Raw genomic sequence first — 12,581 nt, 5'->3', positions numbered from 1 at the left:
TCTGACCGAGCCGCTGCCGCCCTGGGCGTCCTAGGACGCCAGATGCCGGCGCAGGAAGTCCTCCGCGAGCGCCCAGCCCTCCTTGGCGGGCTCCTCCTGGTAGAACATCTGCGACGTGCGGTTGTGGAAGGCGTGCCCGCCCTGCTCGACGACCGCGATGTCGATGTTCGGGCGCGTCTCCGCCGCCCGCTCGACCTCCGCGACGCTCTCCCGCGAGATGTAGGGGTCGCTGCCCCCGAAGACGAACAGCAGCGGCCCCCCGATCCGGTCGATCTGATCCAGCGCCCCCGCGACACCGGACCCGTAAAACGACACGACAGCGTCCAGATCCGTCCGTGCCGCCAGCAGGTAGGCGAGCGTCCCGCCCATGCAGAACCCGAGCGCCCCCACCTTCCCGGCCACCTCGGGCATCTCGACGAGCTTCGCCAGCGACGCCTCCAGATCGTCCAGCCCCTTGGCCTGGTCGAACCGCGCCTGCGCCTCCATCGCCTGCGGCATCGTCTCGGGCGTGGCCTGCACCGTCCAGTTCGGCTCCATCCGCCAGAACAGGTCGGGCGCGGCCACCACGTACCCGAGCCCCGCCAGGTCCTCCGCCACCGCGCGGATGTACTCCCCCACCCCGAAGATCTCCTGGATGAGCAGGACCCCCGGCCCCCGTCCCGCCTCGGGCAGCCACACGTGCAGATCGAACTCGCCGTCCGGAACGGCCACCTTCGTCGTCATCCCCTCATCATCGCCCAGCCCCGCCCGGAGCGACTTCCCGCCACCCTGCAACCACCGAGGCCATCCGCTCCGATGTAGGGGGCATGAGCGACTGGCGCATCGACATCCGCCAGCAACACACCGGCGGCTACTTCGCGATCGACCACGAGACGGGCGCCCTCATCGGCTCCTTCACCGACGAGGGCGGCGGCTGGTGGAACGTCCGCCTCGCCGGCGGCGCCCTCCGCGGCCTCTTCGTCCCCGACGGCGGCCCCGAGGAGGTCGTCCGCCGCATGCTCACCCCCACCGGCTGACCCCCATACCCGGATGCGACCACCGCCTCAGATCCCTACACTCGAACCGGGACCTGTAGGATCGACAGCCCGCCCGTACAACCCATGTACGCCGCACCGCACGCCCCGAGGGTCGCTAGCTCAATTGGCAGAGCTCCGGACTTTTAATCCGTAGGTTGTGGGTTCGAGTCCCACGCGACCCACCCACCCTGACCAGCCCAAACGCGAAAATGCCCGGCCTATCCCCTGCCGGTTTCGCCCCGTTCCGTCCCCGTGTTCGCTCGGCGAGCCGCCCTCGGCGATCCCCACCCGCCTGCTGGGAACCGACCGAGGAACAAAGAGCGTCCCTGCGTGTTCCAGCAACGAGTTCAGCACCTCTAGGCCGCCCAGGAAGCCGCCTTGCGTTCACCGAACGTGAGAGGTGAACTGGACGAATCACCCTGCAAAACGAACGGCCGGCTGAACACTTGGGCAGACTGCCGCCGGCCTGGCACGGGAATGCCACAGCGTCCATCTCGACACCAACAGCGAACGCGGCGAAGGGGCTACAGGCCGAAGGCTCCGCCCTCGACGAGGATGAGCGCTCCGATGCCGATCAGCACGGCGGGCAGCAGAATGTGGCCCCACCGGCTGAGTGCCTTGGCGATGGCGGGGCGGGTGGCGAAGTAGCGGCCGGCCGCGACCCACACCGCGACCAGGATCAGGAAGACCACCGCGTAGGCGCTCATGCCGCCGGCGCCCGCGGTGGCGAAGACCGGGACGTAGATGCCGATGTTGTCGCCGCCGTTGGCGAAGGTGACCGCGGCCACCTCCAACGGCCTGGGACCGCCCTCGGCCGCCTGCCTCTCCTCTTGGGTGTCGTGGCGGTGCCGCCACGCCTGCACCGCGGCCTTGACGCCGAGCGCGAGCGGCAGCAGCCCCAGGTAGGGGATGGCGTCCTCGGGCAGGAACGTGGCACCGAAAGCGGCCGCCACCGCGACGGCGAGGATGGCCGCGAACCCCAGGTACTGACCGACCGCGATGGCGCGCGTGACGCCCCGGTGCCCGGCGCCCTGGGCGAAGAACAGCGCCAGGATCAGAATGTCGTCGATGTTGGTGACGGCGAACAGCCCGGCCGCCTGCCCGATGATGCCCAGGTCCACAGCGCGGCAGCCGTCCTTTCACGGGAGATTCCCGGCGAGCCTACCGACGTCGGCCGCCCGGGAGCGCCGCCGCGCACTCGCCGACGGCCCGGACACCGCCGTCACAACGGCACGACGGCACATGGTTCGGCGCCGACCCGGCTCACCCGCACCGGCCGCGGCGGCATCCTCGCCACGCCGAGGCTGCGCTCGTCCCCGGAACGGTCCCCGGTCAGGTGGCTGGTGGGGCAGTGGTTCGGCCGGCGCGGTGCAGGCGGCGGCGCGCCGCCGGGTGTCCTCAGCCGAAGAAGCTGATGGGAGACGGTGGCCGGGGCGTAGGGGCGGCTCCTGCGTGCCCGCCCCTACGCCCTGGAGATCGGGGAAGCGGTCAGCTGGTGGAGCCGGTCCAGCCGGCGGGGATGTGGGCGATGCGGACGCGCTGGGGGTGGTCGCCCACGGGCACCGACACGGTCTTCTGGCCGGTGGCGAAGCTGATCGCGGTGACCTGGTCGGCGCCGCTCTCGGAGATGACGCAGGACGCGCCGTCGCCGCTCACGGTCGCCCAGTAGGGCTTGGAGGCGGTGACGAGCGGGCCCTCCTGGAGGGTGGCGCGGTCGACGACGGTGGCGTAGTCGTCCATGGTGCCGGCGACGCACAGCTTGGAGCCGTCGGCGTTCATGGACAGGCCGTGGTGGCGGGAGTCGTTGACGAAGGTGGTGCGGTCGTCGCTGGTGGCGGGGTTCTTGGGCAGGGTCTTGACGCGGGTGACCTTGTCGGTGGCGACGTCGTACTCCACCAGGCCGTTGAAGTAGGAGACCTGGAAGTACAGCTTGGCGAAGTCGGGGCTGAACACCGCGGGCCGGACCGCGTTGGACAGGTCCTTGCGGCCGAAGGCGTCCAGCCGCGAGCGCATGTCGATGGTCCTGACGACCTTGTAGGTGGAGGCGTCGGCGACGGTGATGTGCCGGTCGCCCTTGAGGAAGTCCTGCCAGGGCGCGTCGAGGTCGTTGTTGACCTCGCCGATCGACATGTTCCAGATCTTCCCGTCGGGGGTGAAGATGTTCTCGTGCGGCTTGGCGCCGGTGGCGAACGAGCCGAGCTGCCTGCCGGTGTTGATGTCGAGCACGTAGACGCTGTTGGACAGCGACGAGGAGACCGCGACCCTGGTCCCGTCGGGGGACAGCGCCATGTGGTCCGAGCGGTAGCCCGAGACCGGGAACCGCCACTTGACCTTGTCGGTGGCCAGGTCGATGGAGACGACGTCGCCGAAGCTGGGCCGGGAGACCACCATCGCCGTGCCGTCGGGGGTGGAGTACATGTCGTCCACGAACTGGTCGTGGCCCTCGCCCGCGGTCTGGCGGATGCCGAGGAAGACCACGAGGTTGATCGGGTTGGTGTAGATCGCGGCCAGCCGCTCGGCCTTGTCGGGGATGACGTTGATCCGGCCGATCTTGTGGAAGTCGCCGCTGGAGGCGATGACGTCGGCGGTGCCCTCCCAGTTGTTGCCGACGAACATCACCTCCTGGAGCGCCGGCGCCGCGTGCGCGGCTCCGGCGGAGGTGACGGCCGGCGCGACGGCGCCGGCGGCCAGGACGGCCGCGGCGGCCGCGGACCGCAGCCTCCTCAGCCTGCGGGCGGGGGCGGGGGTGGGGGCGGGGGTGGGCGCAGCGTGCATGTTCGTTTCTCCAAGGGGGTGGGATGCCCGGGAACGGGCGCGAAACGTGGAGCTGCTGGACGTTCGGGGCGGCGCTCGGCTGTGAGCGCCGGAGGCGTTCACGCGCGGATTCTCACGCGGATCGCGGTTCGCGGAGTCGGCGGTCCGGTGGCTGGTGGGTGGCGATCTCGGTCATGGCCGGCCTGGGGCGCGCCGGCGTTGCGGAGCCTCGCGCGCGGCCCCGCAAGTCTGAATATGTTCATATTCAGATTTGGGTTACCGGATAGTAGGCAGGGGCTGCGAGACGGCGCAAGACCCGTGCGCGAGGATCGTGCGCATCAGCAGGCGGGGGGTGCGGTGGCGGGCAGGATCACCCCGGCGCAGGGCCGGTACGGGGGCAAGGACGCGGCCGAGCGGCGCGCCGAGCGGCGCGCGCGGTTCCGTGAAGCGGGCCTGGAGTGCTTCGGCGCCGGCCCGGGGTACCGGGCGACCAGGCTGGGGGACCTGTGCAAGGCGGCCGGGCTGTCGACCCGCCAGTTCTACGAGGAGTACCGCACGCTGGAAGACCTGCTGGCCGATCTGCACCTGTACGTCAACGAGGTCGCCCAGCAGGCCGTCCTGGACGTGCTGCCCGACGTCCGGGACCTTCCCGCCGTCGAGCGGATCACCGCGTACGTGCGCGCCTACGTCAGGGGCGCCACCTGCGACATGCGCCATGCCCGCATCGCCTACGTCGAGATCGTCGGCGTCGGCCCCCGCATGGACCGCCGGCGCCTCCAGCGCCGCGCCGTCTGGATCGAGATGATGAGCCGGATGGCCGGCGAGGCCGTCGAACGCGGGGAAGCGCCCCCGGGCGACTACCGCATCACCGCCGCGGCCCTCATCGGCGCCGTGAACGGCCTCATGCACGACTGGGCCGTCGGGTGGGTCGACGCGACCCTGGAGGAGATCGCCGGGGAGCTCCTCCAGATCGTGCTCGGCAGATACAAGATCGCCACCTGACCGCGACCCGTCGCCCGTTTCCTACTCCGTGGTGGAGCGCGTGTCGCTCAGCGGGAGCTGCTTGAGGCGGGCCCGTTCCCGGCCGGCGATCTCGGTGCGGCGGTGCGCGCCCAGCTTGGTGTTGCGCACCTGGTCGTGCAGCTTGACGATGGCGTCGAGCAGCATTTCCGGGCGGGGCGGGCAGCCCGGCAGGTAGATGTCGACCGGCACGACGTGGTCGACGCCCTGCACGACGGCGTAGTTGTTGAACATGCCGCCCGACGAGGCGCACACGCCCATCGCGATCACCCACTTGGGGGCGGCCATCTGGTCGTACAGCCGCCGCAGCACCGGAGCCATCTTCTGGCTCACCCGCCCGGCCACGACCATGAGGTCGGCCTGGCGCGGCGTCGCCGAGGCGCGCTCCATGCCGAACCGCGAGAAGTCGTGGCGCGGATCGCCGACGGCCATCAGCTCCATGCCGCAGCAGGCCAGCCCGAACGTCATCGGCCACATCGACGACGCGCGCGCCAGCCCCGCCGCCTTCTCCACGGTCGTGAGCAGGAAGTCCCCGGGGAGGTGTTCTTCGATTCCCATAGTCCTTCCAGGCTGGCCGGGCGGGCCGGGACGATCAACGATCGATCGCGCCATGATCGTTAAGCCGGGCGGCACAATGGGCGCATGGAGATGCGCGAGATCGAGGCGTTCCTGGCGGTCGCCCGGGAGCTGCACTTCGGCCGCGCGGCCCGGCGGCTGGGCGTGTCCGCCCCGCGCGTGAGCCAGGCGGTGCGCGCGCTGGAACGCCGGGTCGGCGCTCCGCTGTTCGAGCGCACGAGCAGGCGGGTCCGGCTGACGCCGCTCGGCGAACGTCTGCGCGCCGAACTGCGCCCCGCGTACGAGCGGATGGAACGGGCGCTGGAGGAGGCGCGCAGCAGCGCGGGCGCCGAGGTGCTGCGCGTCGGCATCGCGACCAGCCTGCCCGGCGCCGTCGTCGACGGGCCGATCCAGGCGTTCGAGCGGGCCCGTCCGCACTGCGCCCTGGTGCGCTCCGCGCACCCCAACACCGATCCGACCCGCTGGGGGGACGACTGGCCGGTGGACGTCTTCGTCGGCTGGCTGCCCGCCGACCCCGCCCCCGTGGCGGCCATGGGGTTCACCGTCGGCCCCGCCTGGACGCGCGAGGAACGCGCGGTGCTGGTGGCGGCCGGGCACCCGCTGGCCCGGCGTGCCGCCGTCGACGTCGAGGAACTGGCCGGTCAGGACATCCTGTATCCGAGCGGCATGCCGCAGCGGCTCGCCGACCTGTGGATACCGCCGGCCACCCCCGGCGGCGCCCCGCTGCGCCGGGTGCACCGGCACAGGTCCGCCTCGCTGGAGGAGGCGATCGTCCTGGTCGCCGCCGGAGACGCCGTCCACCTGACGGTCGCCGCGGTGCGCCCGGACAGCCCGCATGTCGTCACCGTGCCGGTGTCCGGCCTGCCACCGGTGATCTGCGCCCCCGTCTGGCCCACCGGCACCGACAACGCTGTCGTCCACGACTTCGCCCGGGCCACCGGAACGCCGCCCCGGCCTTGAACTCCCCCGCCCGGCTCCTCCGAGTCCTCTGCGCCGTCGAGCGAGGCGAACGCGGGGTTCCGGTGACGGGAGACGGGCGCGGAAGATTTTCGCTACTCCTGTTGCGTAAAGCGGGGAAGGGCGCTTACGCTGATTTACGCAACTAACGGAGCGAAAATAGGGGGCACGCCTTGGGATCCGCTGGACAGCGCGGCCGGCCGCGTTCCGGGGAGGCCGACGTCCGCCTGCTGGACGCGGCGCTGGCGTTGCTGCTCGACCGCGGTTACGACCGGTTCTCGGTCGACGAGGTCGCCGCGAAGGCCGGCGTCGCCAAGACCACCCTGTACCGCAGGTGGCCCACCAAGGACCATCTGATCGTCGCCGTCGTCGCGCGGCTCCAGGACTCCGTGCCGGTGGAGTACAGCGGGGACGTCCGCTCCGACCTCACCCGCTACCTGGGCGAGATCGCCGCCGGGCTCGACCGGATGCGGCGGGCGGGCCGGCCCGCCACGTCCGGCGAGACCTCCGCGGGGCTGGTCGCCGAGGTCGCCGCCGCGGCCGCCCGTCACGCCGATGTCGGCGCGGCGGTCCAGGCGATGTTCCACCGCCGCAACGCCCTGGTGCTGGCGCTGCTCGGACAAGCCCGCGAACGCGGCGAGCTCCACGCCGATGTCGAGCCCGAGGTGGTGTTCGACCAGCTCGCCGGCGCCCTGTACTACCGGCTGCTCATCACCGGCCGCCCCCTCGACGCGGCGTACATCGACCGCCTCGTCGGCAGCGCCCTGCGCGGCGCGTCCGCCTGAACCCTCCGCACGGCTCCCCCGCCGATAGAAAAGAGGCCGCATCATGTCCTCCACGACGGACTCCCCCACACCGGTCGACGCCCCGGCACCCGCCGCACGACGATCCGCACCTCGTCGGCGGCACCGGCTGCTCGCGGCGCTGGCCGGACTGGTCGCGCTGCTCGGCGGCTACACGGTGTGGGCCAACCTGCACGCGGTCCGGCTGAACGCCTCGATCGAGATCCAGGCGACGCCCGAGGAGGTCTGGCAGGTGCTGACGGACTTCACCGCCTACCCGCAGTGGAACCCGTTCCTGACCTCGGCGCAAGTGACCTCGCCCGGCGGCCGCCTCGGCAAGGGCGCGCGCCTGCGCATCGTGATGCACGACGCGAGCGGCGACTCGACCTTCACGCCCCAGGTCCTGACCGACATCCCCGGCAGGGAACTGCGGTGGCTCGGGAAGATCGGACCGGGATGGATCGGGGACGGGGAGCATCGCTTCACCATCGAGCAGATCCGCCCCGGCCGCGTCCGCCTGACGCAGAGCGAACGCTTCACCGGAGTGGCCGTCCCCTTCGCCCAGGGCATGCTGAAGTCCAACACCTTGCCGCAGTTCCAGGCCATGAACAGGGCGCTCGCCCAGCGGGTCGAAACCCTCCACCGCTGAACCGGGACCTGCGGCCGCCAGGCCGATCCCGCGCGTCCGCCCGTCAAGGCGTCGCGGCCTTCAGCCGCTGGTACTGAGAAGAACTCCTGACGTCGGCCTCGCCCAGGACGGCGTTCCGGGCGCGGCGGCGGCGACCTCTAACGCGTTGGGAGATCTTTGCGGTTCGGCGGCACGTCCGGCTGGGCGGACGGTCACCATGACGTATGGCAGAACCGCAGGTCAGTGGCACGTTCTGGAGCGAGCTGGGACGCAACGGTCGGCTGGTGGTCGCCGCGCGGGCTCTGCGCACCTTCGGCTACGGCACCACGAGCGTCCTCCTGGCCGAGATGCTCACCCAGGACGGTGACACGCCCTGGCAGGCCGGGCTGTTGCTGGCGGTGGCGGCGGCGGGCTCGGTGGCCGCCAGCCTGGCCCTGGGATTGTTCGCCGACGCCTGGGGACGGCGGCGGGTGCTCATGGCCTGCGGGTGCCTGATGGCCGTGGCGGGGGTCCTGTTCGCGGTCAGCGAGAGCTATCCGGTGCTCATCGCCGCCGCGTTCGTCGGCACGATCTCGCCCTCCACCAACGACAACACCCCGTTCTCGGGGGTGGAGCAGGCCATCCTGGCCCAGACCTGCGGGCCGTCGTGCCGCACCCGCGTGTTCACCTGCTACAACGTCACCGCGATGGCCGCCGGGGCCCTGGGCGGCCTGGCCGCCGCCGGCCTGGGCGCCCAGCCGTGGGTCTCGGCCGGCGACGCGGCGTTCGCGTTGTACGCGGTGCTGGCGATCGGGACCGTGCTGCTGTTCGCGCGGTTGACCCCCGACGCCGAGGCCCGCCCGGCGGCGTCACCGGCCGATCGGCCGAAGGTTCCGGCGGCCGAGGCGACGCCGCCGGGCGTGCGTGTGCCGGGGCACATCCGGCGGCTGGCGGGCCTGTTCGCGCTGGACGCCTTCGCCGGGGGGCTGGCGGTCCAAGCCGTGCTGGCCTGGTGGTTCGCCCACCGCTACGGGGCCGGCACCCCGCAGCTGGGGATGATGTTCTTCGCCGCGAACCTGCTGCCCGCCCTGGCCCAGCTCACCGCGCCGCTGCTGGCGGCGCGGCGGGGGCTGCTGGCGGCGATGCTGCTGCCGCACGCGGCCGCCAACGTGCTGCTGGCCTGCGTACCGCTGGCGCCGACGCTGGGCGGCGCGGTGACGCTGCTGCTGCTGCGCCAGACGCTGTCGAAGATCGACGTTCCCGCGCGGCAGGCGTTCACCGCCGCCGTCTTCGCCCCGCAGCACCGTACCGCCGCCGCCAGCATGACCAGCCTCGCCCGCAGCGTCGCGGTGGCGGCCGGCCCGCTGGCCGCGACGGCGATGCTCACCGGCCCGCTTGCCGTCCTCGGCGCTCCGCTGCTCTTGGGCGCCGCTCTCGGCCTGGGCTACGACATCACCGTCTGGCGCAGTTACCGCACCGTCCACCTGACCACCGGCTGAGCGCCGGTCCCCGCCAGCCGGGCGTGACGGCCCGTCCCGCGTCGTGCGGTCGTGGACGGCGGCCCGGCCTCCCGGGGTCTTGCGCGCCGCGGGAGGCGCGTGCGCGGCGCCGAGCGACGGCCGCCGGCGCGGTCCGGTCAAGGAGCCGCGGGCTCTGGCATGTGCGCTTCGTAGTTCGTGAAGACCAGGTCCCAGCTTCCGCGGCCGGCCGAGTTGAGGTTGATGTCCCTCCGGGTGGCCATGCGGAAGACGTCGAAGCCGGCGAAGATCTCGCGCGTGAGCGGTGTCTCGCTGTTGGTCATGGTGAGCAGGACGCCCCGCGAGCTTGCTTCGCGCATGGCCCGCGCGAGGCGTTCCTGATCCTCGGCGTGGAACTGGCCGGCGGTGTAGCGCTTGAAATCGGAGTATTCGCCGAGGGGAATGTACGGCGGGTCGAGGTACACCCAGTCACCCGGATCGGCTGCTTTGATCGCGCTCTCGAAATCCATCTCGGATATCGTCGCCGCAGCCAATGCCCTGCTCGCGGAAAGAAGTGTTTCCCGGTTGTAGTAGGGCCGGTCGTACTCGCCGTAGGGGACGTTGTATTCGCCCTTGCGGTTCACCCTCCAGAGGCCGCGGAAGGAGGTCTTGTTGAGGTAGATGACGCGGGCGGCGCGTTCGAGGTCGGACAGGTTCGCCGGCTGCTGCCGCCGCACCGACGCGAAGAAGTCGCGATCGTTCGGCATCGCGTCCAGCAGTTGCATGACCTCCTGCGGGTGCGCGGCGACCTGCTGGAAGCAGGTGACGAGCTCCGGGTTGGCGTCGGACAGGACGGCCCGCTCAGGGCGCAGCTCGAAGAACACGGCGGCGCTCCCCATGAACGGTTCGCGGTAGACGCCCGTGAATTCCGGCGCGGCGGCCGCGAGCCGGCCGGCATAGCGCGTCTTTCCCCCCGCCCATTTGAGGAATGAACGGCCTTCGCCCCGAGCGCCACTCGCCGTCCGCAGATCCGTCGCCACCGCACCAGTCTAGCGAAGCCGGAGACGCGGGAGCATATTGAGCGCGAATATGGACGCCGGCACAAGGGCGCGGTAAATGAAAGGACCTCGGAGAAAGGCCGGTGGCGGGAGCGGGACGCCGGGCGGGGCTAGCGGGTGGTGCAGACCCAGCTGATCCAGCGGCCGCCGCCGGCGTTGGAGATCGCGTTCCGCTGCGCCGCGGCCTTCGTGGAGCCGCTGCCGCCCCAGTACTTGTTGGTGCGGGAGTTGTAGGCGACGGCGCCGCAGCCGTTGACGAAGGTCGTGAGGACCTTGCAGCCCGAGGCGGGGCAGGAGTTCAAAGCCCGCTTCCGCGCGCCGGCCGCGGTGCTGTAGTCCCACGCCTTGCCGATCGCGCCGTTGCTCGCCACCGCGATGGCGCCGTAGTACTGCGGGGGCGGCGAGTACGTCGGCGGGCTGTACGTCGGCGGCGTGTAGGTGGGCGGCGTGTACGTCGGGGGGCTGTAGGTCGGCGGGGAGTAGGTGAAGGTGGGGATGCCCCGGGCCACCGCCCTGGACGGGGCGCTGTCGGCGATCAGCCACACCCACACGACGAAGCCGCCGCCGATCAGCACCAGGAAGGCCGCGGCGGCCACGAGGATGATGACGAGGGGCGAGTTGTTCGACGGCGGCCGGGGCGGCGGCGGGCCCCATCCCGGCGGACCCGCCGGGGGGCCGGGCGGGCCGGGCGGCCCGGGGGGACCGCCGGGCGGGCCGTAGGAGGGGGGCTGGCCGCCGTACGGCGGTTGGGGGGGTTGCACCGTGACAGCTCTTCCCGCTAAGCGTAGATATCCGGACAAGGATAGCGATCCGCCCTTTAAAGATCTTCGATTATCCGCGCGCCCCGAGCGGACGGCCGGAAGCGGTCTGCGCCGCGCCGTTCAGTCGTGCAGGCGGACGCGGCAGGCGAGGTGCAGGGCGAAGGCGGTGTCGGGGTCGGCCAGGTCGGCGCCCAGCCGCTCGGTGATCTTGCGGATGCGGTAGCCGACGGCGTTCGGGTGCAGCCGGAGCCGGGCGGCGGCGGCCTTCAGCGAGCCGCGCGCGTCGAGGTAGGCGCCGAGGGTGCCGATGGCCTCGGCGGCCTTGCCGGGGCCGAGGGCGTCGAGGGGGGCGAGCAGGTCGTCGACGACGCGGCGGCTGAGCGGCGAGCCGGCGATGCCGGCGAGGATCCGGTTGATGCCGGTGGCGTCGAACGCGCGGACGGTCTCGCGGGTGCGGGCCGCGATGGACGCCGCCGCGCGCGCCTCGGTGGCCGTCTGCCGCACCCCGTCGATGCCGCGCTGCGGCGTGCCGATGCCGAAGCGCAGCACGGTCCCGGGGTGCTCGCCGGCGACGGCGCCGCGCAGGGAGTCGATCATGCGCCGGGCGTCGGCCTCGCGGATCTCGGTGCGGGAGCTGCCGACCAGGACGACGTCGGCGGCGAGGCGGGCCAGGTTCCAGGACTCGTCGGGGCGGTGCGGGGCCTGGTAGGCGTGCAGCGACAGGGTGTCGAACAGCCGCCGCCGCTCGGCGAGCTCGGCCGGGTCGGCGCCGGCCGGGCGGTCCGGGGCGATCCAGACGGCGGTGTGGACGTCGTCGACGGCGAAGCCGAGGGTGCGGGCGCGGTCGGCCAGCGGCCCGGCCCGCGCCCGCTCGGCGACGATCAGCTCGGTCAGGATGTCCGAGCGGGTCTGGCCGGGGGCGGTCGCGCGCTCCAGCGCGACGCGCTTGCGCCGGCCGACGGCGGCCGCGACGGCGGGCAGGACGAGCCGCACCGCGTCGTCGGGCGGGCCGCTGACGCTGCCGTGCCGCCGGCCCGCGACCCACACCGGCTCGCCGTCGCCGGGGCCGGACAGGTCGTCGGAGAGGGTGAGGGTGCGGCCGAGGACGCGGCCCGTCTCGTGCAGCAGCTCGTCGACGCCGCCGGTGCAGTCGCGGACGGCGCGGAGCGCGGCGTGGGCGCGGGCGATCGAGTCCGCGGCGTTGCCCTGGATGACCTGGCCGAGGTGCAGGACGAGCTCGGCGACGTCGCAGTCCTCCTCCGCCGTCAGGACGGCGAGGCCCGCCCGCGCGGCGAGGCGCGTCGCGGTGAGCGGCAGCGGGCCGCCGCCGATGAGCACCAGGGCGGGGACGCCGCGCTCGGCGGCGGTCCGGATCGCGATGTCGACCTGGTAGCCGGCGGCGCGCGCGGCCGACCGGCTGGTGACGACGGCGAGCGCGTCGGCGGGGGCGCGGCCGAGGCCGTCGAGGGTCTCGACGGCGGTGACGGAGGCGAGCGGCGTCGCGTCCGCCGGTCCGGCCAGCAGCCGCAGCGGGATCCGGGAGCCTGAGCGGAGCAGGTCCGCCACGTAGGACATGCCCGCATTGTGGCACCG

At 72.6% G+C, this 12,581-nt stretch carries 13 protein-coding genes and 1 tRNA gene; 7 read left to right on the top strand and 7 right to left on the bottom strand.

All coding sequences use genetic code 11. From position 1 onward, the window contains the following. Positions 1 to 30 precede the first annotated feature (30 nt). Positions 31 to 723: a dienelactone hydrolase family protein gene (locus K1Y72_RS22680; RefSeq protein ID WP_220168436.1), complete on the bottom strand. Its 693-nt coding sequence runs from the start codon at positions 721 to 723 to the stop codon at positions 31 to 33. An 83-nt stretch (positions 724 to 806) separates the two neighbouring features. Between K1Y72_RS22680 and K1Y72_RS22675 the strand changes: the two genes are divergently transcribed. Next, a complete protein-coding gene (locus tag K1Y72_RS22675; RefSeq protein ID WP_220168435.1) occupies positions 807 to 1,016 on the top strand; it encodes a hypothetical protein in 210 nt (69 codons plus the stop codon). A 109-nt stretch (positions 1,017 to 1,125) separates the two neighbouring features. Continuing rightward, positions 1,126 to 1,198, top strand: a tRNA-Lys gene (locus K1Y72_RS22670). Positions 1,199 to 1,540: 342 nt separating this feature from the next. Here K1Y72_RS22670 and K1Y72_RS22665 read toward each other — a convergent pair. Then, positions 1,541 to 2,137, bottom strand: a complete 597-nt coding sequence (locus tag K1Y72_RS22665; RefSeq protein WP_220168434.1) for a cadmium resistance transporter — start codon at positions 2,135 to 2,137, stop codon at positions 1,541 to 1,543. Positions 2,138 to 2,504: 367 nt separating this feature from the next. Next, complete coding sequence (locus K1Y72_RS22660; protein ID WP_258573350.1) at positions 2,505 to 3,791, bottom strand: YncE family protein; 1,287 nt, start codon at positions 3,789 to 3,791, stop codon at positions 2,505 to 2,507. A 336-nt stretch (positions 3,792 to 4,127) separates the two neighbouring features. On the opposite strand from K1Y72_RS22660, the gene K1Y72_RS22655 reads away from it, so the two are divergent. Beyond that, complete coding sequence (locus tag K1Y72_RS22655) at positions 4,128 to 4,772, top strand: TetR/AcrR family transcriptional regulator (RefSeq protein ID WP_220168433.1); 645 nt, start codon at positions 4,128 to 4,130, stop codon at positions 4,770 to 4,772. A gap of 21 nt (positions 4,773 to 4,793) precedes the next feature. Here K1Y72_RS22655 and K1Y72_RS22650 read toward each other — a convergent pair whose 3' ends face one another. Then, positions 4,794 to 5,348, bottom strand: coding sequence for a NuoB/complex I 20 kDa subunit family protein (locus tag K1Y72_RS22650; RefSeq protein ID WP_220168432.1), 555 nt, complete (start codon positions 5,346 to 5,348; stop codon positions 4,794 to 4,796). An 84-nt stretch (positions 5,349 to 5,432) separates the two neighbouring features. Here K1Y72_RS22650 and K1Y72_RS22645 point away from each other — a divergent pair, with 84 nt between their 5' ends. From K1Y72_RS22645 to K1Y72_RS22630, 4 genes are all read left to right on the top strand, one after another. Further along, complete coding sequence (locus tag K1Y72_RS22645; RefSeq protein WP_220168431.1) at positions 5,433 to 6,326, top strand: LysR family transcriptional regulator; 894 nt, start codon at positions 5,433 to 5,435, stop codon at positions 6,324 to 6,326. Between the two features lie 170 nt (positions 6,327 to 6,496). Next, entirely contained in the window at positions 6,497 to 7,108 is a 612-nt protein-coding gene (locus K1Y72_RS22640; protein WP_220168430.1) for a TetR/AcrR family transcriptional regulator, read from the top strand. Positions 7,109 to 7,151: 43 nt separating this feature from the next. Further along, positions 7,152 to 7,754 (top strand): SRPBCC domain-containing protein, encoded by a 603-nt coding sequence (locus K1Y72_RS22635; RefSeq protein ID WP_220168429.1) that lies wholly within the window; start codon positions 7,152 to 7,154, stop codon positions 7,752 to 7,754. Positions 7,755 to 7,957: 203 nt separating this feature from the next. Then, the gene (locus tag K1Y72_RS22630) at positions 7,958 to 9,211 is read left to right on the top strand and encodes an MFS transporter (protein ID WP_220168428.1); all 1,254 of its coding nucleotides are present in this window, start codon (positions 7,958 to 7,960) and stop codon (positions 9,209 to 9,211) included. Between the two features lie 137 nt (positions 9,212 to 9,348). Here the strand turns inward: K1Y72_RS22630 and K1Y72_RS22625 are convergent, their stop codons facing one another. The 3 genes from K1Y72_RS22625 to K1Y72_RS22615 form a co-directional block, all read right to left on the bottom strand. After that, positions 9,349 to 10,209, bottom strand: coding sequence for a DNA adenine methylase (locus K1Y72_RS22625; RefSeq protein WP_220168427.1), 861 nt, complete (start codon positions 10,207 to 10,209; stop codon positions 9,349 to 9,351). Between the two features lie 128 nt (positions 10,210 to 10,337). Beyond that, positions 10,338 to 10,823, bottom strand: coding sequence for a DUF4189 domain-containing protein (locus K1Y72_RS22620; protein WP_220168426.1), 486 nt, complete (start codon positions 10,821 to 10,823; stop codon positions 10,338 to 10,340). 285 nt (positions 10,824 to 11,108) lie between these two features. Beyond that, on the bottom strand, positions 11,109 to 12,563 hold the full coding sequence (locus K1Y72_RS22615; RefSeq protein WP_220168425.1) for a PucR family transcriptional regulator: 1,455 nt from the start codon (positions 12,561 to 12,563) through the stop codon (positions 11,109 to 11,111). Positions 12,564 to 12,581: the final 18 nt, after the last annotated feature.

The sequence above is a fragment of the Actinomadura parmotrematis genome, from assembly GCF_019458805.1.
GTDB classification, from domain to species: Bacteria; Actinomycetota; Actinomycetes; order Streptosporangiales; family Streptosporangiaceae; genus Spirillospora; species Spirillospora parmotrematis.
Note: the sequence above shows the minus strand (reverse complement) of the source record. Positions and strands in the feature narration are given on the sequence as shown.

What these genes read in the sequence shown, in the direction of transcription:
- K1Y72_RS22680 (WP_220168436.1), bottom strand. Translation starts at nt 723, where the DNA reads ATGACGACGAAGGTGGCCGTTCCGGACGGCGAGTTCGATCTGCACGTG.
- K1Y72_RS22675 (WP_220168435.1), top strand. Translation starts at nt 807, where the DNA reads ATGAGCGACTGGCGCATCGACATCCGCCAGCAACACACCGGCGGCTAC.
- K1Y72_RS22660 (WP_258573350.1), bottom strand. Translation starts at nt 3,791, where the DNA reads ATGCACGCTGCGCCCACCCCCGCCCCCACCCCCGCCCCCGCCCGCAGG.
- K1Y72_RS22650 (WP_220168432.1), bottom strand. Translation starts at nt 5,348, where the DNA reads ATGGGAATCGAAGAACACCTCCCCGGGGACTTCCTGCTCACGACCGTG.
- K1Y72_RS22645 (WP_220168431.1), top strand. Translation starts at nt 5,433, where the DNA reads ATGGAGATGCGCGAGATCGAGGCGTTCCTGGCGGTCGCCCGGGAGCTG.
- K1Y72_RS22635 (WP_220168429.1), top strand. Translation starts at nt 7,152, where the DNA reads ATGTCCTCCACGACGGACTCCCCCACACCGGTCGACGCCCCGGCACCC.
- K1Y72_RS22630 (WP_220168428.1), top strand. Translation starts at nt 7,958, where the DNA reads ATGGCAGAACCGCAGGTCAGTGGCACGTTCTGGAGCGAGCTGGGACGC.
- K1Y72_RS22615 (WP_220168425.1), bottom strand. Translation starts at nt 12,563, where the DNA reads ATGTCCTACGTGGCGGACCTGCTCCGCTCAGGCTCCCGGATCCCGCTG.